The organism is Roseivirga ehrenbergii, from assembly GCF_001593005.1.
In the GTDB taxonomy this organism is placed as follows: Bacteria; Bacteroidota; Bacteroidia; order Cytophagales; family Cyclobacteriaceae; genus Roseivirga; species Roseivirga ehrenbergii.
This window is the reverse complement of record NZ_LQZQ01000004.1, coordinates 1-21,815: the sequence shown is the minus strand read 5'-3', so window position 1 is coordinate 21,815 and position 21,815 is coordinate 1. Positions and strand designations below refer to the sequence as shown.

General features: G+C 38.4%; 17 protein-coding genes and 1 tRNA gene. 11 read left to right on the top strand and 7 right to left on the bottom strand.

Annotated elements, in window-relative coordinates; genetic code table 11:
- The first annotated feature begins 82 nt into the window (after window positions 1-82).
- The 4 genes from rplM to tsf all read left to right on the top strand — a co-directional run bounded on the left by rplM (window position 83) and on the right by tsf (window position 2,708).
- Window positions 83-535 carry a 50S ribosomal protein L13 gene (gene rplM / locus MB14_RS05100; protein ID WP_062590180.1) on the top strand — a complete coding sequence of 151 codons (453 nt, stop codon included), beginning with the start codon at window positions 83-85 and terminating at the stop codon, window positions 533-535.
- 3 nt (window positions 536-538) lie between these two features.
- The gene (gene rpsI, locus MB14_RS05095; RefSeq protein ID WP_053222755.1) at window positions 539-925 is read left to right on the top strand and encodes a 30S ribosomal protein S9; all 387 of its coding nucleotides are present in this window, start codon (window positions 539-541) and stop codon (window positions 923-925) included.
- Window positions 926-950: 25 nt separating this feature from the next.
- Window positions 951-1,727 carry a 30S ribosomal protein S2 gene (gene rpsB / locus MB14_RS05090; RefSeq protein ID WP_053222754.1) on the top strand — a complete coding sequence of 259 codons (777 nt, stop codon included), beginning with the start codon at window positions 951-953 and terminating at the stop codon, window positions 1,725-1,727.
- Between the two features lie 150 nt (window positions 1,728-1,877).
- Window positions 1,878-2,708, top strand: coding sequence for a translation elongation factor Ts (gene tsf, locus MB14_RS05085; RefSeq protein WP_062590177.1), 831 nt, complete (start codon window positions 1,878-1,880; stop codon window positions 2,706-2,708).
- A gap of 72 nt (window positions 2,709-2,780) precedes the next feature.
- On the opposite strand, the gene MB14_RS05080 is transcribed toward tsf, so the two are convergent.
- Window positions 2,781-3,146: a response regulator transcription factor gene (locus MB14_RS05080; RefSeq protein ID WP_062590175.1), complete on the bottom strand. Its 366-nt coding sequence runs from the start codon at window positions 3,144-3,146 to the stop codon at window positions 2,781-2,783.
- A gap of 498 nt (window positions 3,147-3,644) precedes the next feature.
- Here MB14_RS05080 and MB14_RS05075 point away from each other — a divergent pair.
- Window positions 3,645-3,719, top strand: a tRNA-Val gene (locus MB14_RS05075).
- A gap of 123 nt (window positions 3,720-3,842) precedes the next feature.
- Here the strand turns inward: MB14_RS05075 and MB14_RS05070 are convergent.
- On the bottom strand, window positions 3,843-6,449 hold the full coding sequence (locus MB14_RS05070; RefSeq protein ID WP_062590172.1) for an FtsX-like permease family protein: 2,607 nt from the start codon (window positions 6,447-6,449) through the stop codon (window positions 3,843-3,845).
- 3 nt (window positions 6,450-6,452) lie between these two features.
- Entirely contained in the window at window positions 6,453-6,785 is a 333-nt protein-coding gene (locus MB14_RS05065) for a PadR family transcriptional regulator (protein ID WP_062300374.1), read from the bottom strand.
- A 334-nt stretch (window positions 6,786-7,119) separates the two neighbouring features.
- Here MB14_RS05065 and MB14_RS05060 point away from each other — a divergent pair, with 334 nt between their 5' ends.
- The 4 genes from MB14_RS05060 to MB14_RS05045 all read left to right on the top strand — a co-directional run bounded on the left by MB14_RS05060 (window position 7,120) and on the right by MB14_RS05045 (window position 10,338).
- Window positions 7,120-7,725, top strand: coding sequence for a hypothetical protein (locus MB14_RS05060; protein ID WP_062590171.1), 606 nt, complete (start codon window positions 7,120-7,122; stop codon window positions 7,723-7,725).
- A gap of 75 nt (window positions 7,726-7,800) precedes the next feature.
- Complete coding sequence (locus tag MB14_RS05055) at window positions 7,801-8,895, top strand: L,D-transpeptidase family protein (protein ID WP_062590169.1); 1,095 nt, start codon at window positions 7,801-7,803, stop codon at window positions 8,893-8,895.
- On the top strand, window positions 8,895-9,551 hold the full coding sequence (locus MB14_RS05050; protein ID WP_062590167.1) for a L,D-transpeptidase: 657 nt from the start codon (window positions 8,895-8,897) through the stop codon (window positions 9,549-9,551). The genes MB14_RS05055 and MB14_RS05050 overlap by 1 nt, the downstream gene beginning before the upstream one ends.
- Window positions 9,552-9,555: 4 nt before the next feature.
- Window positions 9,556-10,338, top strand: coding sequence for a hypothetical protein (locus tag MB14_RS05045; protein WP_062590165.1), 783 nt, complete (start codon window positions 9,556-9,558; stop codon window positions 10,336-10,338).
- 49 nt (window positions 10,339-10,387) lie between these two features.
- Here MB14_RS05045 and MB14_RS05040 read toward each other — a convergent pair whose 3' ends face one another.
- The 4 genes from MB14_RS05040 to MB14_RS05025 all read right to left on the bottom strand — a co-directional run bounded on the left by MB14_RS05040 (window position 10,388) and on the right by MB14_RS05025 (window position 16,589).
- A complete protein-coding gene (locus MB14_RS05040) occupies window positions 10,388-11,629 on the bottom strand; it encodes a cation:proton antiporter (RefSeq protein WP_062590163.1) in 1,242 nt (413 codons plus the stop codon).
- A gap of 84 nt (window positions 11,630-11,713) precedes the next feature.
- The gene (locus MB14_RS05035; protein ID WP_062590160.1) at window positions 11,714-13,357 is read right to left on the bottom strand and encodes a DUF748 domain-containing protein; all 1,644 of its coding nucleotides are present in this window, start codon (window positions 13,355-13,357) and stop codon (window positions 11,714-11,716) included.
- A 362-nt stretch (window positions 13,358-13,719) separates the two neighbouring features.
- Window positions 13,720-15,024: a sensor histidine kinase gene (locus MB14_RS05030; RefSeq protein WP_246032615.1), complete on the bottom strand. Its 1,305-nt coding sequence runs from the start codon at window positions 15,022-15,024 to the stop codon at window positions 13,720-13,722.
- 191 nt (window positions 15,025-15,215) lie between these two features.
- Window positions 15,216-16,589, bottom strand: coding sequence for a sigma-54-dependent transcriptional regulator (locus tag MB14_RS05025; RefSeq protein ID WP_062590154.1), 1,374 nt, complete (start codon window positions 16,587-16,589; stop codon window positions 15,216-15,218).
- Between the two features lie 110 nt (window positions 16,590-16,699).
- Here MB14_RS05025 and MB14_RS05020 point away from each other — a divergent pair, with 110 nt between their 5' ends.
- Both MB14_RS05020 and MB14_RS05015 read left to right on the top strand, forming a co-directional pair.
- Window positions 16,700-19,168, top strand: a complete 2,469-nt coding sequence (locus MB14_RS05020) for an FtsX-like permease family protein (protein ID WP_221405462.1) — start codon at window positions 16,700-16,702, stop codon at window positions 19,166-19,168.
- A 189-nt stretch (window positions 19,169-19,357) separates the two neighbouring features.
- Window positions 19,358-21,700, top strand: coding sequence for an ABC transporter permease (locus tag MB14_RS05015; protein WP_084375965.1), 2,343 nt, complete (start codon window positions 19,358-19,360; stop codon window positions 21,698-21,700).
- Window positions 21,701-21,815 lie beyond the last annotated feature (115 nt).

Here is a 21,815-nt window from a genome sequence, read left to right as displayed (position 1 = left end):
TAAAAAAGCAAACTTCTATCTTTGTGTCCCTTTTCAAGCTAAGGAAGAGGTAAAGTATTAAAAGTCAATTAAATATACCGAAGTGGATACACTAAGTTATAAGACGGTTTCGGCTAATAAAGCTACTGTAGAGAAGAATTGGGTAATCGTGGATGCGAGCCAAAAGTCGCTAGGTAGATTATCAAGTGAAGTTGCAAAAATGATCAGGGGAAAACACAAGCCTGGTTATACCCCAAATGTAGATTGCGGTGATAACGTGATTGTAATCAATGCCGACAATGTAAAGTTGACAGGTAAAAAATGGGATGACAGAGTGTATCTACGATATACTGGTTACCCAGGTGGTCAAAGAGAAACAACTCCAAGACAACTAAAGGCCAAGTCATCTAGATTGTTAGTGGAAAGAGCAGTTCGCGGCATGTTGCCAAAGACAAGATTGGGAAGAGCCCTTTTCAACAACCTATATGTTTATGAAGGTGCTGAGCATTTACATGAGGCTCAAAAGCCACAGGAAGTTAAATTATCAATAAGCTAGTTAATGGAAATAGTTAACAAAATTGGAAGAAGAAAGACCTCTGTTGCAAGATTGTACATGGAGTCTGGAAAAGGTGAATTCAATATCAACGGAAAATCATTGGAGAGTTATTTTCCTTCTGATGTTCTTCAGATTATTGTAAAGCAGCCTTTGATGCTCGTGGAGCAAAATGGGAATTTCGATTTCAAAGTAAACGTTAATGGTGGCGGACCAAAAGGTCAGGCTGAAGCAATTAGACTTGCCATTTCTAGAGCGCTTTGTGAAATTGATGCTGAAAACAGACCTCCTTTAAAGAAAGAAGGTTTCCTTACTAGAGACCCAAGAATGGTTGAACGTAAGAAGCCAGGAAGAAGAAAAGCGAGAAGAGCATTCCAGTTCAGCAAGCGTTAATAAGAATTATTATACAAACTTATATATGTCTAACAAATTAGAGTACAAAGACTTACTTGATGCTGGTGTCCACTTTGGTCACTTAACGAGAAAGTGGGATCCGCGTATGGCGCCATACATCTTCATGGAGAGGAATGGTATCCATATTATCGATCTTAATAAAACTCTTAATTGCCTCGAAGAAGCATCATCTGCAATTAAGAACATTGTCCGCTCAGGAAGAAAGGTAATGTTTGTAGCTACTAAGAAACAAGCCCAAGGGATTGTTGCTGAAGAAGCCGCAAGATTGAATATGCCTTACGTAACCGAAAGATGGTTAGGTGGTATGTTGACCAACTTCGCAACGATTAGAAAGTCGTTGAAGAAACTTCAGGGTATCGACAAAATGATGAAAGAAGAGTCTTATAAAAACCTTGCGAAAAGAGAAAGGTTGATGAAGACTCGTGAAAAAGAAAAGTTAGAAAGAGTATTGGGCGGTATCACCGATCTTACTAGACTTCCTGCTGCCTTATTCATCGTTGATATCAAAAGAGAGCACATTGCAGTAAACGAAGCTAAAAAGCTTAATATCCCTGTATTTGCTTTGGTTGATACTAACTCTGATCCTAATAAAGTAGATTTCCCAATCCCTGGTAATGATGATGCCTACAAGTCTGTAGAAACTATCACTAAGGCTATTGGTAGAGCTATCGAAGAAGGATTGCAAGAGCGTAAGACTGAGAAAGAGGAGAGAGATAGAGAGAAAGCAGAGCAAGAGAAAATAGCTGCTGACAAGGCAGAGACTAAAAAAGAAGAAGCTTAAATCGATTAAGATTAACTCATATAAAAAATTGAACATTGAAGCTTTTTCGGTGTTCAATTTTTGTTTTAAACCGATAAGTTTGAGTAGCTTAAATAACTCAGATTTTAAGGTGCTAACTGATTTTAGGAATAATATTTAAAATATATACAAATGGCTATCACAGCAAAAGAGGTTAACCAATTAAGACAAATGACCGGTGCCGGCATGATGGATTGTAAAAAGGCATTAGTTGAATCTGAAGGAGATTTCGATAAAGCAATTGAAATTCTTCGTAAGAAGGGTCAAAAATTATCTGAAAAAAGAGCAGACAGAGAAACTTCTGAAGGTTCTGTATATGTAAGATCTAGCGAAGATGGCTCTGAAGCTATCCTTATTGCTTTTACATGTGAGACTGACTTTGTGGCAAAAAATGCTGATTTCCAAGCTTTAGGAAATGAGATTGCTGATGCTGCAATGGCCAACAAACCAGCCGACCTTGAGGCTTTAAGAGCACTTAGCTTAGGTAACTTAACTGTTCAAGATAAAGTAACTGAGCTTTTGGGTAAAATAGGTGAGAAGCTTGAAGTTTCAGTTTACGAAAAGCTTTCTGCTGACCAAGTGGTTTCATACATCCACTCAACAGGTAAATTAGGTGTTTTAGTGGCCTTAACTGGTGTTGGTAGTGCTGATGTTGCAGAAGCTGGTAAAGACGTTGGAATGCAAATCGCAGCTATGAATCCAGTTGCTGTTGATAAGGATGGTGTTGATTCATCTGTTATTGAGAAGGAAATTGAGATTGGTAAGGATGTAGCAAGACAAGAAGGTAAGCCAGAGGCGATGCTTGATAAGATTGCTGAAGGTAAATTGAACAAATTCTTCAAAGAAAACACTTTGTTGAGCCAAGCTTTTGTTAAAGATCCAAAGGTGAATGTTCAGGAGTACTTAAATTCAGTAAACAAAGGTTTAACTGTATCTGCTTTCAAAAGAGTTGCTATAGGTTAATTCCTATTACTCATATAGAACTAAGAAAGCCCATCATAGATGGGCTTTCTGTTTTTATAGGTGTGCTACGGCCTATTTGTTTAAGTGTGTCTCGACAGTTTCTAATAATTCTGTCAGGTCAAAGGGCTTACATATATATGCGTCAGCTCCGAATTGAAGTCCATGAACTAACTCCTGACCATGGTTTTTAACCGAAAGGAATATGATGGGGGTTTTTTGAATTGCTTCATCATTCCTTATTTCATTTAGCATTTCATAGCCATTCATTAATGGCATATCAATATCACTTAAAATAAGGTCTGGTTTTTCTGATTTTGCAAGAGAAAGCCCCTCGATGCCATCTTTGGCTGTTATCGTTTGATAACCCTCCAACTCTAGTATCTCACTGACATTGTCTAGAATTATGGCATTATCCTCAACTAGTAGTATCTTTTTCATATTTTGGCTTCTTGAATTTAAGCCTTTTGGCGTTAAAACCTTTAGGTTTTAGAAACTTCAATCGAGTATTTTTTTATTGTGTCGAAATGTCATAACGTTTACTGATTTTTGTACAAAGGAACCACGCGTCACCTTAAGGTGGATTGAACGATTTAGTTCATTATTGAAAGTGTATACTGAAATCAATTGCTTAATCATTCTCGTCTTCTTAAGCCTGCAATCTCCGGTTAAATGAATCTTTTTATTAATATTGCACACCCTTATGGTATTAGCTCTTTGGTTTAGAGCGTCCCGAACTTTCTTAGGGAAGGTCACTAGTTCGCCTCGAAGCTTCGGGGCAGTATGTCCTACACGGGATCATGTTTTTTAATTGAGTTGATATCAAAGACCTGTGAAATACGAATGAGGGTTTAGAATCTCTAAGCAAGATTGACTACTATTTTCTAATGGCTGCAATCTCTTATTAAATAAATCTTTTTATTAATATTGCAGCTTCTTGGGGTATTAGCTCAGTTGGTTTAGAGCGCTGCCTTGACAGGGCAGAGGTCACTGGTTCGAATCCAGTATGTCCCACTTAAATGTGACTAATATAAATGTCACTGGTTCGCCCCGAAGTTTAGGAGCAGTATGTCCCACTTAAAAAAACCAGTCATTCAAATGAGTGACTGGTTTTCTGTTTTAAAGTCTAGCAAGTCCTTATTCACTTCTTAATGCGTCCACTGGATTATGTCTAGCAGCTTTAGCTGATTTAAAAATAATCGTGAGGCTGGTTAAAATAAACATAAATAATACTACTATGAACACAATGTCGAATGAGAAGCTAGTTTTGTAAGCGAAATTATCAAGCCAGCGATTGATAAGCCAATATGCCACCGGAACGCCCACAAGACAAGCCGCTAGTATCAGTTTGTATACTTGCCCTGTGAACAAAAACAGAATTTGACCTACTGAAGCACCCATAACCTTTCTAATGCCTACTTCTTTGATTTTTGACTCTGTAATAAAGCCAATTAGCCCTAGTAGACCTAAGGAAGAAATAAACAGAGCTATTACAGTGAAGAGCTTGAAAATATTGGCCAATCGGGTTTCAGCCGTATAAAGCTGATCGAACTTCGAATCCATAAACTCAACTCCAAACTTAGAGTTCGGTATAAACTCATTCCATTTGGTTTCGATTTTGGCGAGCGTTTCAGAGATATTGGTTGTATTCACTTTAATCATAACCCTTGCTCCAGAATAGCCTGTAAAGTCATGATATATTAGCGCTATAGGTTGTATTTCATTATGGAACGAGCCTATATGAAAATCCTTTATTACTCCTCGGATTTTAGTCGGGATACCTAGGAAAGAATATTGCCCAGAAAGTGGGTTTTCAAGATTCATCGGGTTTTTCGACCTGATGATATTGGCCAATGTTTCATTGATAATCACTCCTTGGTCTATATCCGATGTTAGTTTGCTATCGAAGTTTGCGCCTTCTGTGATTTTAAGTTTCAGCATGTCAATATAGTCTTCATCAATCTGATGGTAATAGCCTCGAATATCCAGTTCAGCTATTGGGCCAGAAGCGTATAGATTTTCACCTCCTGGAGGGCTAGACGTTAGGCTCGATAGAGAAACTTCTGGTATATCAATTAATGATTTTTTAAAGTCATCTAGATTGGAAGAAACCGCACGCTCTACAATAAGAATTTCTTCAGGGTTGTAGCGTAAAGTTTCGTTTTGAATATATCTTAGCTGTTTTTGAACCATAACCGCACCTAGTGTCAAAATTATTGAGATACTGAATTGGAAAACCACAAGCCCTTTTTTCAGCATGTTGCCTTTTGTTGATGACATGGCCTTTCCTTTGAGGAATTCGCTAAACCTAAATCTCGATACCAGCAAAGCAGGATAGAGTGCTGAAAGCAAAGCCAATAGAATAATTAATCCAAAGTAAATAAGAAAGAATAGAAAGCTGGATTTATAGTCGTAATGGAGAGGGGGGCCAAGGATAGATTCGAAATACGGTAGTGAAATTTCTAAAACTAAGAGAGAAATCAACATTGATATTATACAGAAGATGAGTGACTCCGTGAAAAACTGAAAAACGAAACTACCTCTGCCTGCTCCAATTATTTTTCGTATTCCAGCTTCTTGTCCTTTTTGAAGAGCACGAGCAGCAGTAAGATTGATGTAATTAAATACTGCTAAAATTAGAATAAGTAAAGCCACTATGGCAATGAGTGCTACAGTACCTTTGTTTATTGTCTGAACAACATTGTCCGTAGATTGTATGTCGAATTTCACTTCCTCAAATTCAGTGAGCCTGTATTTTAAGTTTTGTAAACGTTTTGCTGCTCCAGCTTCCTTAATAGTGTTGTTAAAACCTGTTGTTATTTGCTTAATGTCTGTTTCTGGAGAAAACATTAAATAGTTGGCGAAAAGCGAGTAAGCACCAGATGCGATATCAAATGGAATGTAATTAGGGACTATGTAGTCAAATTGAAGGCTTGAATTTTGTTTTATATCCTTTAATATTCCGCTTACAGTATAAGCGGCTCCTTCCCGAATGGGTAAATAGACCATCTTGCCGATTGGATCCTCATCTCCAAATAACATGGTGGCCATACTTTCGCTAATGATAATACTATGCTTTTCTAAGAGAGCTGTTTTCTGATTTCCAGTACTTAACTCGAAAGGAAAGAAACTGAAAAATGATGTATCAGCTTCTATTCCTCGTTGTTTGTAAAACTCCTTTTTATCACCGTTTCTCACAGAAATAGTCATGTTTTCATTAAGCGCGTTAATTCTAAGGTAATTTTCTACTTGAGGATAGTTTCTATTTAAAATGACTCCAAAATCAGGGTGGCTTCTGGCTTCATATTTATCCGTGAAATCAAGTGGGTTTAATACTTCTAACCTATAAATATTGGCTCGGTTCGGAATGAAATTGTCTTTCAGAATTACGTCTGTGAGAAATAGTGAGAGTAGGATAAAGCAGGAGAGACCAAGACTCAAGCCCAAAATATTAATAGCAGTAAAGCTCTTATGCTTATACATACCCCTAAATGCTGTTTTTAAATAATGTCGAATCATGGTAATAAAGCTTAAAGGATGAGTGGAATTGCTTTGGTAATCAAAAAGGTAGCTTCGAAATGAACGGATGACCGTCCAATAGTATAGTCTTCGAGCTTTACTGTAGCCATACGATTGAACTTGATCCTGGAATTCCTCAAATAAATCACCTTCAATTTCTTCCAGTCTATGTTCGGCACAAAAGAACCGAAGGATTTTCAATGGTAGTTTTGGTGGCTGCTGCATGGCTCAAGAATTTTGAAACAGCGTTTGAGGCATATTGTTCCAAAGCGACTCCCGGATTTCTTTGATTTGTTGTACAGCCTGAAGCCCATAAGGAGTAGGTTTGAATATACGTTTGCGTTTTCCGCCTCTTTTTTGACTTGCTTCGCCCAGCTCGGACGATAGAAACCCTTTTTTTTCCAGCCTATATAATGAAGAGTGAATAGCGCTTAGGTTGATGTTGCGCTCTGTGTGTTTTTCTACTTCGTCTTTCACCAAATTTGCATAAGCATTTTCGTTTAGCACACAGGTGGCTAATAATACCACTTCTTCAAATTCGCCTAAAAAAGTACCTTTCATGGTTATGAGACATTATTTATATGAATGTAAGGAAAATAAATTCCCTGTGCTAATTAAATATATAAATGTAAGGAATATAAGGTTTACTTCTTAAGTAATATGGGAGAAAAGGGTTTAAGCGCATCGTACTTAGAGTTGATATTACTTTGAGTCAGCTCTGTTTTTATTGCGCGTTTTTTAAAGATTTGAGCCAATCTCACTCTTTATGGTTTCACTGAAAATATTTTTTCAATGGCCATGTTACTTTTTGAAAATGTTGCGTCTCATGATCAAAACTAAAACCATGTATGCCTTCGGGCAACAATCAACAATTAAAAAGAGAGAATAAACAATTATGAAAATTACAAACAAATTAATCGGTGCGTTAATCATTGGTATGGTGGCTGTGACTTCTTGTGCAGATGTGCCTCAAACTGAAATTGATGCTGCTACTGCTGCTATCGAAACTGCTAAAGCTGCTGGAGCAGAGGTATATGTTACCGAACAATACAATGCTTTGAATGACTCTATGGCCGTAGCTATGGCGAGCTTGGAAGAGCAAAAATCTAAGTTTTTCAAAAAGTATACTAAAACAGTTGAGAAACTGACTCAAGTAACTGCTATGGCGAACGAAGTTTCTGCTAACACTGAAGCCACTAAAGAAGCTGTGAAAACAGAAATTTTAGCTTCAATGGAAGAGGTTCAGACTTTGGTTGCTCAAGGTAGACAGTTGATTACTGAAGCGCCTAAAGGCAAAGAAGGAACAACTGCTTTAGAGGCTATTAAAACTGAATTAGACGTTGTTGAAGCTTCTATTACTGAGTCAAACACAATGTTTCAGAATGGTGAGTTGAAACCGTCATTAGAAAAAGTTAAAGTTGCTAAAGAAAAAGCGAGCTCAATCAATACTGAATTAACTGAGGTGATCAGCAAATACAAGGCTGCTCCAAGAAGAAAATAATTTTAGTAGAACGATAAAGGCAAAATCCCCTGACGGTACCAAAGCCTGAAGGGGATTTTCATTTTCTGAATAGATATGAAATTTAAATGGCTGGCCATTGCGCTGCTTACCGTAATAACTCTCATAGTATTACTATTTCCTTCTTTTGTTTTTCCTCAGCCTCCTTTGTCTGAATTGACTGAGGCAAGAGAAAGATTATCGGAAGCGGAGAAAAATCAGGCGTCTGAATATGCCCCAGATTTATATAAAAAGGCAATGTCTCTTTACGATTCTGCCATGGTGGCTTGGGCCAATGAAAATGATCGTATTTTCTTTATGAAGGATTTTTCATCCACAAAACAACTTGCTTCTAAAGCATCGGAAACGGCAATTTTAGCCAAAAGTACCGCTCAAAATGTGAGCAAAAAAGTATGGTCGAATTATAGCAAACGACTCGATTTAATCGATGATCAGTTTGAACGCTTCGATCTAAAGTATAAAAATATTCCACTGAACGAAGTTTCGGTGAAACAGCTTGCGCAAACTCGCTTGCTTTATCATGAAGTATCTGCTGCGTACGAAAAGGAAAATGCCGTATATCTTAAAGAAAACCTCAGCACACTAGAAGAAAATTTGACACAACTTATTAGTCATGCTGAAACTACTATGGCAGATTTTTTTAAAGATTATCCGCTATGGAAACAGTGGGCGGCCGCTGGAATTGAAAGGTCAAAAAAGAGTAATGAAACCGTATTCATTATCGACAAGATGGAGAGGCTTTGCTATGTATACGCAAAGGGCAAGCTGACACATACTTTCAATATGGAGCTTGGCGCCAACTGGATGGGCGATAAGATGCTTTCTGGAGATAAAACTACACCTGAAGGCGTATATAAAGTGGTGAAGAAAAAAGGGAATGGGCAGACCAAATATTACAAAGCCTTACTGCTAAACTACCCGAACGCTGATGACCAGAAGCGCTTTAAAGAGAACAAAGCCAAGGGCATTATTCCCAAAAATGCTTCCATTGGCAACTTAATCGAAATTCATGGCGATGGTGGAAAAGGATTGGACTGGACCGATGGCTGTGTTGCACTGAATAATAACGATATGGACAAGCTTTTTGCTTTAGCCTCTGAAAATACACAAGTAATTATAGTGGGATCGCTCAAACCGCTTCCGACAAAATAATGGAAAAGAAAAGGAACCTAAGAAAATGGATAATACTAGGGAGTACAGCTGTGCTTCTGTTTTTTGTACTGGCCAAAATACAGACCATCATGGTGAGTATTTCCACCCAAGAAAATGTGACAAAAGTAGATAAGGAAACCGAAGCCACTTTGCTGACCGATATGCAAAACCAATTGGCGGTTTTGGATAAAAAACTATCGGCCAATATCCCTAGAAACAACTATTTAGTAGTGAACAGTACGGTCAATGAATTCTACTTGTACAAGGGAACGAACTTGATCAAGAGCGATATCTGCTCAACAGGAAGTTACATTCTCTTAAAAGGCAACGATAATAAAAAGCAATGGATGTTTAAAACGCCAAAAGGTGAATTTAAAATACTAAATAAGACCAAGGATCCAGTATGGAAAAAACCCGATTGGGCTTTTGTTGAAGAGGGTTTACCTGTTCCCTCTCCAAATCATTCGTCCCGTTTTGAATATGGGGTTTTGGGAGATTATTCACTGAGCATTGGCGATGGATATTTGATTCATGGCACATTGTATCAGCGATTTTTGGGATTGCCGGTAACGCATGGCTGTATTCGTTTAGATGACGCCAACCTAGAGTTGGTGTACAAGTCGCTGCCCATAGGGTCAAAGGTTTTTATTTTCTAATTCAATGGAAGAACAAGAAAAAGGCCTGAACAAAGGGAGGAAGCCAATTTTGTTATACTTCGCTTTAGCGATGATACTAATCGTCATAATTTTTGGGCTGGTAAAATACGCCATGGCTCCAGTACACAAACTGGCAGAGTGGAAACAAACTCAAGAAACAATAGCGGTTTATGATGACGCCAAACTGGACTCAATTCAACGCTTGATTACTTTTAGAAATGCCTTGTTAAGTCTTCCTAAAAAGGATTCTATTCATTTAATCGTTAATGTGCCTGATAGCACTCTGGGCTTGTTTATCAATGGTGTATTAATTTACAATGTGAAAATGACCCGAATGAAGCTAGACCCAATGCTCAGAAAATTACCTCAGAGTATGTATATACAAACGTTTTCGAAACCGCTGTCTGTAGCCGTGTCTGAAGCTAGTATTGTAAAAGAGCCTATTATAGAAAAAGTAGCGCCTAAAACTCCAGAAGAACTAACGGCCTCTGTTACTTCGCCCGACACTTTGGTGCACCAACCTGTTTTCATCAGGTTAATTACCGATAACGGAATTCATTTTCTTATTACACAAAATGAGAACCTGACTTCAGTAGATAAAAAGGCCAACCGTAGTTTTTGGTCGGATAGAAGAATGGAAAGAGCGAAGTCCTTTTTTACGGCTATGGTTAAATTTCAACCCTATGAATATCAACCTTCGATAATTTTAGAAGCCAACGACAAAGCATTGACAGCCATTTATAGAGCTTTACCAGAGCAGACTAAAGTGGTGGTGTATTATGAGTAGAAACTAACCATTATTATTCCATGCGCTAAGGTAACTCAGGTGGGCAAGTTCACCCTTTCTTCAGTACCCTTCTTACCAATGGCCCTAAGGTTAAACCTTGACCAATAATAGAGAAGACCACAATGATATAGGTAACCGTAAGAAAAAGCTCGCGTTCCATGTTAGGTTCCAATGAAAGTGCCAAAGCAATTGAAATCCCGCCACGAATTCCACCCCAAGTCATAATCAGATTGGTTTTTGGAATGAAATCTAGTTTCTTTTTAAATAGTGCCACCGGACCCGCCAAGGCCAAATACCTAGCAAGTAATGTAACAGGAATAGCGATTAAGCCGAAGGTAATGTATTCGCCATTGATGGTAATGATCAATAACTCTAGGCCAATTAGTACAAATAGGATTGCGTTGAGCAAAACATCGAGCAGTTCCCAAAACTTATCTACATAGTTTTGAGTAGTTTCTGACCAAGCAATTTTAGGCGACTTATTTCCAATAAAAATACCAGCCACTACGACTGCTAAAGGTCCTGAAACGTGGATTAAATGTGCCAATGAAGAAAGTCCCATCACAAGGGCCAGGGTAATCATTACTTCGGTTTCGTAATGGTCAATCACTCTCATTAGTTGAAAAACCAACCAACCAGCTAACAAGCCGAGGGCAATTCCGCCTACTACTTCTTCAAAGAAAAGCAAGCCTACTTCACTGGCTTCAATAGCACCTACTCCCTGCTGTGCAATTTTAAATATTACCAAAAAGATGACCACACCAACTCCATCATTAAACAGTGATTCGCCAACAATTTTAGTCTCTAATTTCTTTGGCGCATTGGCGTCTTTCAGAATTCCTAAAACTGCAATAGGGTCGGTAGGGGAGATAAGTGCACCAAAAAGTAGGCAGTAGATGTAGTCGATTTGATGCCCTAAAGCCTGCACAATGTAATACATGAGCGTACCGACAATGAAAGTTGAAATCAACACACCCATGGTGGCAAATAATGCAATTGGCATTCTTTGCTTCTTTAGACCATCAATTTTGGTATGTAGTGCTCCCGCGAAAAGCAAAAAGCTTAGCATAATATCCAGCAAAGCGGTTTCAAAATCTATGGAGTCAATAATTAAATTGGCTTCTTCTAAAATGAATGGGTTGAAATTGCCAGCAATGGTAATCACCAATGTAAAACAAATGGCAATAATCATTAAGCCAATAGTGAAGGGCAGTTTTAGAAACTTTGTATTGATAAAGGCAAAAGCAGCCGAAAGAACTGTGAGAATGGTAATAACGGTGAATATGCTCATTGACTTGATTTATGTTTTGTCTACAATGGCAAAATAAAACCTTTAATCGAATTGTGTGATAAAGAAGTGGAATTATCGAAACGATTATTGTGACATTATTAGATTATAAACCGACTTAGGAAGAATACTTAAGGCGAAACCTTCTATTAAACCACCTGCGTACAGAGTAAGGTGGTCTTTGTACGGTGGTCGTTCAAACACGTATTCAACTGAGTCTGTTAAATTATCATTGCTTCCTCTATTATTTTTTCTTGCAATAAGATTACCTAAGCCAGACTGTAACCAGCGTTCATTATTTTGACTGTCTGTAACTTTTAATTTTAACCCCTCGAAATCTGATCGCATGGTTCCCCAGTTTTTTAATTGGTTGCCTCTCCCTTCAAAATCAAGTCTATTGATTCGGCCCTCTGCTAACTTTACTCTTGTAAGGTTGGCAATTAGGGGATTAAGGCTAGTGAGTTTCATTGCTCCTATATGTCCATTGTAAGTGTGGTTATTAGGGTCGTTTAAAGGTAGCTTCGCCTGAAAGGTAAATGGGGCATCCTCCATGAATACACCTTTAAAACTAGCTGTGACTACATCTCTTTTATTCTTTTCTGTGTATAAGTTCACGATGGTGGCATTCAATTGGGTGAGCATTAAATTCCCTGGTTCCAGCTCCTTATCACTATGTATTTTATAATCAATACTGCCGTTCTTTAAATACACACTGTCTATTTCAACAGGAATGGAAAGATTTAATAATGACTTATGAAATAATTCCTTGTACTGCGTTTCATCCAATGGAATACTCTTGTTTCTCACAAGATCCAAGTTCAGGTTAACCAAATGCAAGGCACTACCCTTGATGGAAGAAAGATCTTTCAATTCCTTGAAATTTCCCGACTGATAATTGAGGGTGTCTAAGGATATATTGAAAATGGTTTTTCGAAACTGACTCTCTAAGGTCATTTTATAAGGATCCCTTTTTGCAGTTATTTCGACACCGAAACACTGAAGTAATTCGTCACGGTAGTTAAAATTGATACCTTCAATCCTGTAGTCGTAATCAGAGTCTTTTGGGCTCAATAAAATTTCATCTAACGAAAAAGCTACCTGTTCAACTTTTGATGTTTTAACGATGTTTTCAGTAGAGTTAAGATCAATTTTTAAGTCCTCCATTTTTACGTTAACATTCTTTCCAGCATAGAGTGTGTCGGCTAAATTTCTATTGAAAACGAAGGAGGCGCTTCCATCGCTGAGCTCGAAGTTTGCTACTTGAATATTTTTAATTGCGCTCTCTTCAGAATTTTCACTATTGTTTTCTGTCAAACTCTCTTTTTCTGGTATAAAGAAAAGGAGCTCAGGTTTGTCGATAGCTACTTTTTTTAGGTCAATCACAGAGTCGAAGAATAGGTTACTTATGTTGATGTTGTCTATCTTAAATGAGTTGGTTTTGAAGAAAACAGCTGGGTATCTCATCATCATGAATTTGTTCGCTGTGTCTGTTTCAAATTCTACTTTTTCAAACTCTATATTGAAGCCATTCCATGATAAGGAGGTGTAGCTGTTTTCAAACGATAGGGTATAAAAATCCCCAAAGGTATCATTGATTTCCTTTTTTAAGCGGTTGTTTATGATGCCTTTTAAGAAGAATGAAACGAAGATTGACAGCAGGAAAACCACTGTCAATACAGTGATTCCCGTAATCTTAAATATTCTAAGCCAAGTTTTTGATGGTTTTTCCATAGTAGATACCCTTCTAAATTACACAAAGTGTTCCAGAATGATTTGGAGTGGGGAATGAGTTTCTTTCTATTCTGAAAAAGATGCTTACAACATGACTTAGCTTTGAAGTTTGTTAGATAAAAGGATGCTCTTGCAGCATGACTTAGCTTTGAAGTTTGCACTAATGATTTCGCGAATGCAGTAAAGCTATTAGCTACTCAGTCATCCCGTAGGGATCTTTTCCCGTAACGCAGTTGTCTGTTGTTCGCAACTTGTTCTCTTGTGTTGCTGAAAAAGATGCTTACAGCATGATATATCTTTGAAGTTTGTTAGATAAAAAGATGCTTGGTCAGGTAATTCTATAAACTATGAAACTGTTAAACTCAATACTTAAACACCAAAAAGAAACTGGCGCCTTGGCCTGATTCTGATTTGACGGTGAGGTCCCCTTTATGCTTTTTCATGATTTGCTTAGAAAGGCTCAACCCAATTCCAGAGCCCTGTTCTTTGGTAGAGAAGAAAGGAATGAAAATTTGATCAATCTTGCTTTCGTCAATTCCCATTCCATTGTCGGTTACTTCAATCACTTTTTCAGACTCTCGGAAGTAAGTCCTTAAAGTGATCCGAGGGTTTTCAGTCTCCTTTAATGCATGCTTAGCATTCGTAATCAGGTTGATCAATACCTGTTCGATTAGCTTTCTATCGATGGAAAGCTCGAAGGCACTTTTAAGATGAAGCTCCAATGTGATATGCTCTTTCTGAAGCTCTGGCTTCATGAGTTGCGCCATGTTTTCTAATAATTGAATGGCATCTGTGTGCTCTTTGTCCAAGTTTTTCACGCGGGTGAGTTTGCGGTAATCGTCCACAAAATGGAGAAGGCCCTCACTTCGTCTTTGAATGGTTTCTAGGGAAAAGCGAATATCGGTTAAGTCCTCTTCAGAAATTTCATCAATGGATTTTTCAAGATTTTCGCCTTTGTGAAGCATCATCTGCATGGTTTCAGTAAGTGAAGTAATCGGGGTGACGGAATTCATGATTTCGTGCGTAAGAATTCGGATAAGCTTATGCCAAGCCTCAATTTCTTTCTGTTCAATCTCCGACTTAATGTTCTGAAAAGTAATGATCGAGTACCTGAAGTTTAAAATTTTCAGTCGGGTAACATGGGCGGAAATTTGAAGTTTATCACCTTTAACGTTCAGTTCAATTAACTTTCTTTCGTTGTCGTCCATTTCGGAGAACTCACGAGAAAATTGAGGGGAAAGCTGCTGCAGTTGCTTCCAGTAATTCGGTACACCAACCCCTAAAAGAGTTTGGGCCGTTTTGTTCATCAGTTCTATTTGATGCTCCTCCTTTATGGCAATGATTCCCACGTTCACATTGTCTACAATCACTTTTAGAAACCTGAACTGGGCTTCCTTTTCAACTGAAACCTTTTTAAAAGCCTCAATGATTTCCACAAAAGCATCCTGTAATTCCTGAAAGGATTTGCCGTGTTTTTTTCCTTTGAATGAAATTGAAAAATCAGAATAGCGAATGGCCAAGAGAAGTTTTGCCAGTTCTCTATTGGTGAAGGTGATAAAGCGTATCAACTCAGCCACCTGAATAATTACGATAGAAAGGAGAATAATTTGGTTGAAGAACAATTCAGTTTTAGCGAAAATAAAAGCCAAGCCCGTTAGCGTTAGCATGAGTAACGTTATCCGAATTATTACAAGAAGGCTGAATCGCTTTGAAACCATATTTTTTAGTTAATAGTGTATTGGTTAAGAGTTAAGAGGTTATTGTTTATTTGATATTTCAATTCCTGATTTCTATTTTCTGATAACTGATAACTGATAACTGATAACTGATAACTTCTGCCTAATAGCTCTTAACGAAACTACAGTCCATACTTCTGAAGTCTTCTATATAAAGCCAACCGATCAATGCCCAGGTCTTTGGCGGCACGGGTTACGTTTCCGTTGTTCTTATCTAGCGCTTTTAAAATGAGGCGTTTTTCCATTTCTGAAAGGTCCAAAATATCCTCCTCCAAACGTTTGTTACTGCGGTTGGGTTGAAGTACAAAATCGTCAGCGGTAAGTTTATGATCATCGGCTAAAATGATGGCGCGCTCTATCGCATGTTGCAGTTCGCGAATATTTCCAGGCCAATGATATTTCTTTAGTTTGGCAATGGTGTTATGGTCAATTCGCATTTTTGGCTTTTGGTATTTCTTGCCATAGAGTTGAATAAAATGTCGTACGAGTAAAGTAATATCCTCAGTTCTTTCGGCCAAAGCAGGCATTCTCAATTCTACGGTGTTAATTCTGTAAAGCAAATCTTGGCGGAAAGTGCCCTCTTTTACCATTTCGTATAAAGGCATATTGGTGGCGCACACTAAACGAATATCTACAGGAATTTCTTTGCCTGAACCTACCCGACTTACTTTTCTCTGCTGCAAAACAGTGAGAAGTTTGGCTTGTAAAGGAAGAGAGAGGTTGCCAATTTCATCCAAAAAAAGTGTGCCGCCAGAGGCCAGTTCAAACCTGCCGGGCTTATCTTCTTTGGCATCAGTAAAAGCACCTCGAACATGACCAAAGAGCTCGCTTTCAAAAAGGTTTTCGCTGATAGAGCCCAAATCTACATTGATGAAAACCTTGTCTTTTCGCTCTGACTGACGGTGTAAGGCACGAGCGGCTAATTCCTTCCCCGTTCCATTTTCACCCAAAATCAAAACATTGGCATCAGTAGGCCCAACTTTTTCAATCAATGAGAACACCTTTTTAATGGGGAGGGATTCTCCAATGAAATTCTCGAATTTTTGATCTATTTCACTTGAAAGTGTTTTTTGAGTACTCTTGAGTCGATCTACTTCTAGCTTGCTTTGCCTTAATTGTAGTGCAGATTGAATGGTGCCGAAGAGCTTTTCGTTTTTCCATGGTTTTGGCAGAAAGTCGGTAGCACCAGACTTTACAGCTTTTACGGCCAAGTCAAACTCCCCATAGGCGGTAATCAGAATCACTATCGCATTTGGGTCGATGGTTAGAATTCGGTTGAGCCACTTCAAACCTTCTTCTCCTTCATTATCGCCCTTCTTAAAATTCATGTCAAGCAACACTACATCGAAGGCTTCACGCTCTAGGTGATCAGGAATTTGCTCAGGGTCATTTTCAATTTGAACCAAGGTGAACTGCTGTTTTAAATACATCCGTGCAGTGTTAAGCACATCAATATCATCGTCAACCACTAAAATTTTTGCTTCTGTCTTACTCATGGAGATACTGTATCAAAACCAAACAGTTAAATGTATTGAAAACAAACGATATATTGTTTATTTATTTTTTATGTTCTGTGTAACGTTCAGTAAATCAATTGAATATATGTTTGGCACTGCTATTGGTAGGTCTGCTCAATATAATAGGTCGAATTATGCTCAAAAACTACATCACAACAGCTTTTAGAAATCTTACCAGAAACAAGACTTACACCATTATTAATGTGTTTGGGCTAGCACTTGGAATTAGCGCAGCCATTGTTCTTTTCAAAATAGTATTGTTCGAAAAGAGTTTCGATCAGTACCAAAGCAATTTTGATAACCTCTATAGGTTTACCAAACGCACTGAAAGCCCAAATCAGGTAGAGTTTGATGCAGGAATTCAGAATCCGTTTACACTTGCCTTTAAAACCGACTATCCTGATTATGGTTTGCCTGTTCGGACTTTTGGAATAGGGGAAAGTCAATTGAGCATTACCAATTCCATTGGTGATTTACAGCACTTTGCGCAAAGGGATGGAATTGCTTTTGCCGACAAAGATTACTTCAAACTTTTTGATTATGAGTTTGAATTGGGTAATCCTGAAACGGCTTTGGAGAAGCCAAATTCCGCTGTTATTTCAGTTTCTTTGGTTGAAAAACTCTTCGGCATTACTGATGGTGGTTACGATAGAGTAATGGGTAAAGAGGTTAGGCTCAATGATAAGGTTGACGTTTTTATAACGGCTGTGGTAAAAGACCCGCCAGTGAATAGTTCAGTGCCTTTTAGCTTTATAATAGAATATGAAGCGGTAAAGTCGATTTTCGATTTCTATCAGCCAGATTCATGGAACTCAACTTCGTCAAATGCAAATGTCTTTTTTCTGAAGGCGAAAGGGGTGGAGGATAGCCAAATAGAAGCGGCTCTGACAGAAATTGTAAAAAAATACATACTAGAAGATACCGAAAATACGGTGTATGGCCTTCAGGCAATGGCCGATATTCATTTTCAGCCGCAGTATAATACTTATAACGATGCAGGAGTTTCGTCTGATTTTCTAACTATACCAATAGCCATCGGAATTTTCTTAATCTTAACAGCCTGTATCAATTTTGTGAATTTGTCCACTGCTTTGGCTATCAAGCGATCCAAGGAAGTTGGCATACGCAAGGTTTTGGGTGGAAGAAAAGAACAGTTGATACAGCAGTTTTTGGGTGAAACTTTTTTCATTACCATTATTTCAGTACTGATTTCACTAGGGGTGGCAGAGCTGATAATGAAAAATATGGAGCAGTTTGTAGGTTACAACTTATCACTCAATTTGTTTCAAGACCCCCAGTTGATTATGATTTTACTGGGAATCACAGTTGGGGTTACTTTAGTAGCTGGGCTGTATCCTTCCTTAATTCTAGCTAGGCTAGCACCTGTACTGGCATTGAAAAACAAAGGCCAATCGGCACTTTCTGGTAATGTGAATACCCGCAGGGGCTTGGTGGTTTTTCAGTTCGTCATTTCACAATTATTGGTGGTGTGTACGCTTGTGGTAATAGCCCAGATGGAATTCTTTGAGAAGAAAGACTTGGGCTTTAGAAAAACATCTATAGTTACTTTTCCACTACCAACAAATGCAAGCGAGAAACTCAATCCGCTGAGAAATGAGCTTTCAGCATTTGCAGGAATAGAAAAGGTAAGTTTCAATTTTTCGTCTCCATTATCCGATAGTAATATAGGTTCGAGTTTCGGTTATGCCCCGCTCGAAATGGAAGGTTCTTACGATGCTGCCTATAAAGTTGCGGACGAAAATTACTTGGATTTGTACGGCATCGAGATTCTAGCTGGTAGAAACTTTAATGCCACTGATACGCTGGATGTTGCGATTATTTCTAAATCGGTTATGGAATTAATGGGAATTGAAAACCCTGAAGATGCCATTGGGAAACAGATACAAAGTGGTTTTGCAGGAGATAAAGCAGTTATTGGGGTAATAAATGACTTCCATACACAATCACTAAAAGAGAAAATAGAACCTACTATTTTAGTCACTTATCAGGGCTATTTTTACGAAGGTGCTATTCGCTTTGAAGGAACCGATAAACAAATGGGAAATGTGATTTCAGCCCTTGAAGCTGCATGGACGAAGCAATATCCTAATGTGCTTTTTGATTACTCTCTATTTTCTGAAAGTATAATGGAGAACTATGAGGAGGAGGCCAATATGATGAACCTCTTCCAAATTTTCTCAGGCATTGCTATTCTAATCGGTTGTTTAGGGCTGTATGGTTTGGTAGCCTTTTTGGCAGGTCAGAAAACTAAGGAAATTGGAATAAGAAAGGTTTTGGGTGCTTCAGTGGGGCAAATTCTGAACATCTTCTCTAGAGAACTTTTGGTGCTGATAGTGATTGCCTTTTTAATCGCTGCGCCTGTGGCCTATTACATTATGGATTATTGGCTTTCTGATTTTGAATACCGCATTAACATGAATGTATGGGTGTTTGTGATTGCAGTTGGGTTTACGCTTTTGGTGGCAGGCCTTACAACGGGTTTCCGATCATTGAGAGCAGCGCAAGCTAACCCTGTGGATTCGTTGAGAAGTGAGTAGGGGAAATAGTTGATCAGTCCCGAAGTATCGGGAAGAAAGCAGGAAAAAAGGATACGGAAAGCAGAAAAAACTATGATAGTTGGGAACTCAATTTTCTGAAAAGAATTCGCTTTAACTGATAACTGATAACTGATAACTGATAACTGATAACTGATAACTGATAACTGATAACTGATAACTGATAACGCTATGCTAAAAAGTTACTTCATTACTACACTAAGGTCGCTTAGAAAACACCCAGTTTTCACTGTGGTGAATGTTATTGGTTTGTCGGTGGGTATAGCTGCATTTATCTTGATTACAGTATTTGTTCGTGATGAACTGACCTTTGATCGTTTCCATAAAAACCAGGATAGAATTTATCGTGCGATGATGATCAACAAGGACGGGAATCCCCAACCTTTTCCTACCGAGTTAATTGAGATTGTAAACTTAACTATGCCGGAAGTAGAGGCCATGACAAGGATACAAGTATTGGGTGAAACTTTAATGGACTATGAAGGAGCTAAGGTTTTTGAAAAGGAAACTTATGGAGCTGATCCGAATTTTTTCAAAATTTTCGGTTTCTCTTTAAAGTACGCGAATGAATCAAATGCTCTGGAAGGTGAAAACAGCGTGGTTCTTTCACGTTATATGGCACTTAAATATTTTGGAGAAGAAGATGTGATTGGCCGAAAATTCGAGATGGCCGACAATAACAGAATTGGCATTGTAACGGGGGTTTTAAATGATATCCCTCAGAACTCTCGATTCCAATTCAATATCATTGTACCTATTCGTAAGGTGAGTAACGGAGGTTATCGGTATGGTGGACAAGGAGAATTATATGCTTTATTGAAAGAGCCAGTGGATGAAGCAGGATTAGAAAGCAAGTTGATGGACTTGACTGCTCAGAACGGCTTCGATAACAAATTCAACTTAAAATTTAAAGTTGAAAATTATGGCGATCTACACCTTGAGAGCGAATTTTCTCAAACGGCTTCTGGCGTAAAAGGGAATAAAGAGTTCATTTTTATTTTCTCTGCGGTTGGCTTATTCCTGATTTTGCTCGCTGTTATAAATTACATCAACTCTTCAACAGCCAAATCACTTTCCTCTTTAAAACAGGTAGGAATTCGTAAAGTGATTGGGGCGACTAAAACTCAAATTCGTTTTCAGTTTTTGATTGAAACGGCCATTTTGGTGGCTGTTGCAGTTTTTATAGCAGCTGCTTTGGCTGAATATTTTTTGCCTACGCTGAATTCCCTATCTGGAAAAAGCTTGAAGCTCAACTATTTCTCTGATGGTTTTACACTCATCTTTTTGATCTTATTAATTCCCGGAATCACATTATTGGCAGGTGTATATCCCGCAATCTTCACTAGCCGCTTTAAAACCCTGCGATTAATGAAAGGGGAAGCCATTGGAGGTAAAGGATTGTTCAGAAAGTACTTGGTGGCTTTTCAGCTGACTATTACACTGGTTTTACTTTTCGGAACACAAGTGATAAAGAAACAGGTTGATTTTTTTGTGGAAGGAGATATAGGAATGGATCCTTCTTCAATTATTACGACTTATAAAGCGCGAGGAAGCACTTATGATGTAATGAAAGCTGCTTTTGAGAAAATACCAGGCGTTGAGGCTGTAACTGCTTCTCCTTTTCCATTGAATGGAACGGTTAAAATGCCTTTGCAGTGGACACTTGAAAATGAGCAAAAAACGGATGCTGTTCCTTATCAAGAAGTGGCTGAGAATGCGCTGGGCGTACTTGATATACAGCTTATTAGGGGTCGTGATTTTATAAACGGAAGTGTAGAGGATGAAAACGGTTCGGTCATTATTAACCAAGCCATGGTGGGCTTGTTGGGTTTTAAAGAGCCGCTTGGTCAAAAGATTAAACTGCTCTCTCCAAATTATAGAATAACAGATTATACCATTATTGGAATCACAGAAAACCTTGCGTTTAACCTGAAGCAAGAATCAACTCCTGCGGTAATCATGCAAGCAGACAAAAGACTTTCTTCGATTAATATTAAACTCAGTGAAGGAGTTAAAGCGGAAACCATTCCATTGCTTTCTGAAGCATGGGATGAGTTATCGCCTAGCAGTCCTTTTGTCTATTCCGTGATGGCAGATGAAATTGAAGCCAACTATGAGAAGGAGAAGAAATTCGGAACTGTAATTCAGGTGTTCACTTGGGTAGCCATGCTTATTGCAGGTTTGGGCCTTTTCAGCCTAAGCGCTTTTACCATCATTCAGAGATACAAAGAAATTGGAATCAGAAAGGTTTTAGGTGCCTCGGTTTTTGCCTTAATCCTAAGCTTTTTACGAAGCTATTTAGGGCTGATTGTGCTTGCCTCTTTAATAGCGATACCAACAGCCTATTATTTGATGAATTTATGGATGAACGATTTCGTCAACCATATTGAAATAAGCTCAGCCATTTTCGCGATAGGCATTGGCGCTTCATTGTTGATTGTGCTCATCACAGTGGGGTATCAGTCGGTAAAAGCATCATTGATTAACCCAGTAGATATTTTAAGGAATGAATGAAAAGAGTGGGAAGCCCGAAGAGGGAAGAAAGGAGAAAAGAGTTGATCAGAAAACTGGGAGTCAGGGAACTCAATTCTCTGAAAAGAATTCGCTTTAACCGATAACCGATAACCGA

What these genes read in the sequence shown, in the direction of transcription:
- rpsI (WP_053222755.1), top strand. Translation starts at nt 539, where the DNA reads ATGGAAATAGTTAACAAAATTGGAAGAAGAAAGACCTCTGTTGCAAGA.
- rpsB (WP_053222754.1), top strand. Translation starts at nt 951, where the DNA reads ATGTCTAACAAATTAGAGTACAAAGACTTACTTGATGCTGGTGTCCAC.
- tsf (WP_062590177.1), top strand. Translation starts at nt 1,878, where the DNA reads ATGGCTATCACAGCAAAAGAGGTTAACCAATTAAGACAAATGACCGGT.
- MB14_RS05080 (WP_062590175.1), bottom strand. Translation starts at nt 3,146, where the DNA reads ATGAAAAAGATACTACTAGTTGAGGATAATGCCATAATTCTAGACAAT.
- MB14_RS05070 (WP_062590172.1), bottom strand. Translation starts at nt 6,449, where the DNA reads ATGCAGCAGCCACCAAAACTACCATTGAAAATCCTTCGGTTCTTTTGT.
- MB14_RS05065 (WP_062300374.1), bottom strand. Translation starts at nt 6,785, where the DNA reads ATGAAAGGTACTTTTTTAGGCGAATTTGAAGAAGTGGTATTATTAGCC.
- MB14_RS05060 (WP_062590171.1), top strand. Translation starts at nt 7,120, where the DNA reads ATGAAAATTACAAACAAATTAATCGGTGCGTTAATCATTGGTATGGTG.
- MB14_RS05055 (WP_062590169.1), top strand. Translation starts at nt 7,801, where the DNA reads ATGAAATTTAAATGGCTGGCCATTGCGCTGCTTACCGTAATAACTCTC.
- MB14_RS05050 (WP_062590167.1), top strand. Translation starts at nt 8,895, where the DNA reads ATGGAAAAGAAAAGGAACCTAAGAAAATGGATAATACTAGGGAGTACA.
- MB14_RS05045 (WP_062590165.1), top strand. Translation starts at nt 9,556, where the DNA reads ATGGAAGAACAAGAAAAAGGCCTGAACAAAGGGAGGAAGCCAATTTTG.
- MB14_RS05040 (WP_062590163.1), bottom strand. Translation starts at nt 11,629, where the DNA reads ATGAGCATATTCACCGTTATTACCATTCTCACAGTTCTTTCGGCTGCT.
- MB14_RS05035 (WP_062590160.1), bottom strand. Translation starts at nt 13,357, where the DNA reads ATGGAAAAACCATCAAAAACTTGGCTTAGAATATTTAAGATTACGGGA.
- MB14_RS05030 (WP_246032615.1), bottom strand. Translation starts at nt 15,024, where the DNA reads ATGCTAACGCTAACGGGCTTGGCTTTTATTTTCGCTAAAACTGAATTG.
- MB14_RS05025 (WP_062590154.1), bottom strand. Translation starts at nt 16,589, where the DNA reads ATGAGTAAGACAGAAGCAAAAATTTTAGTGGTTGACGATGATATTGAT.
- MB14_RS05015 (WP_084375965.1), top strand. Translation starts at nt 19,358, where the DNA reads ATGCTAAAAAGTTACTTCATTACTACACTAAGGTCGCTTAGAAAACAC.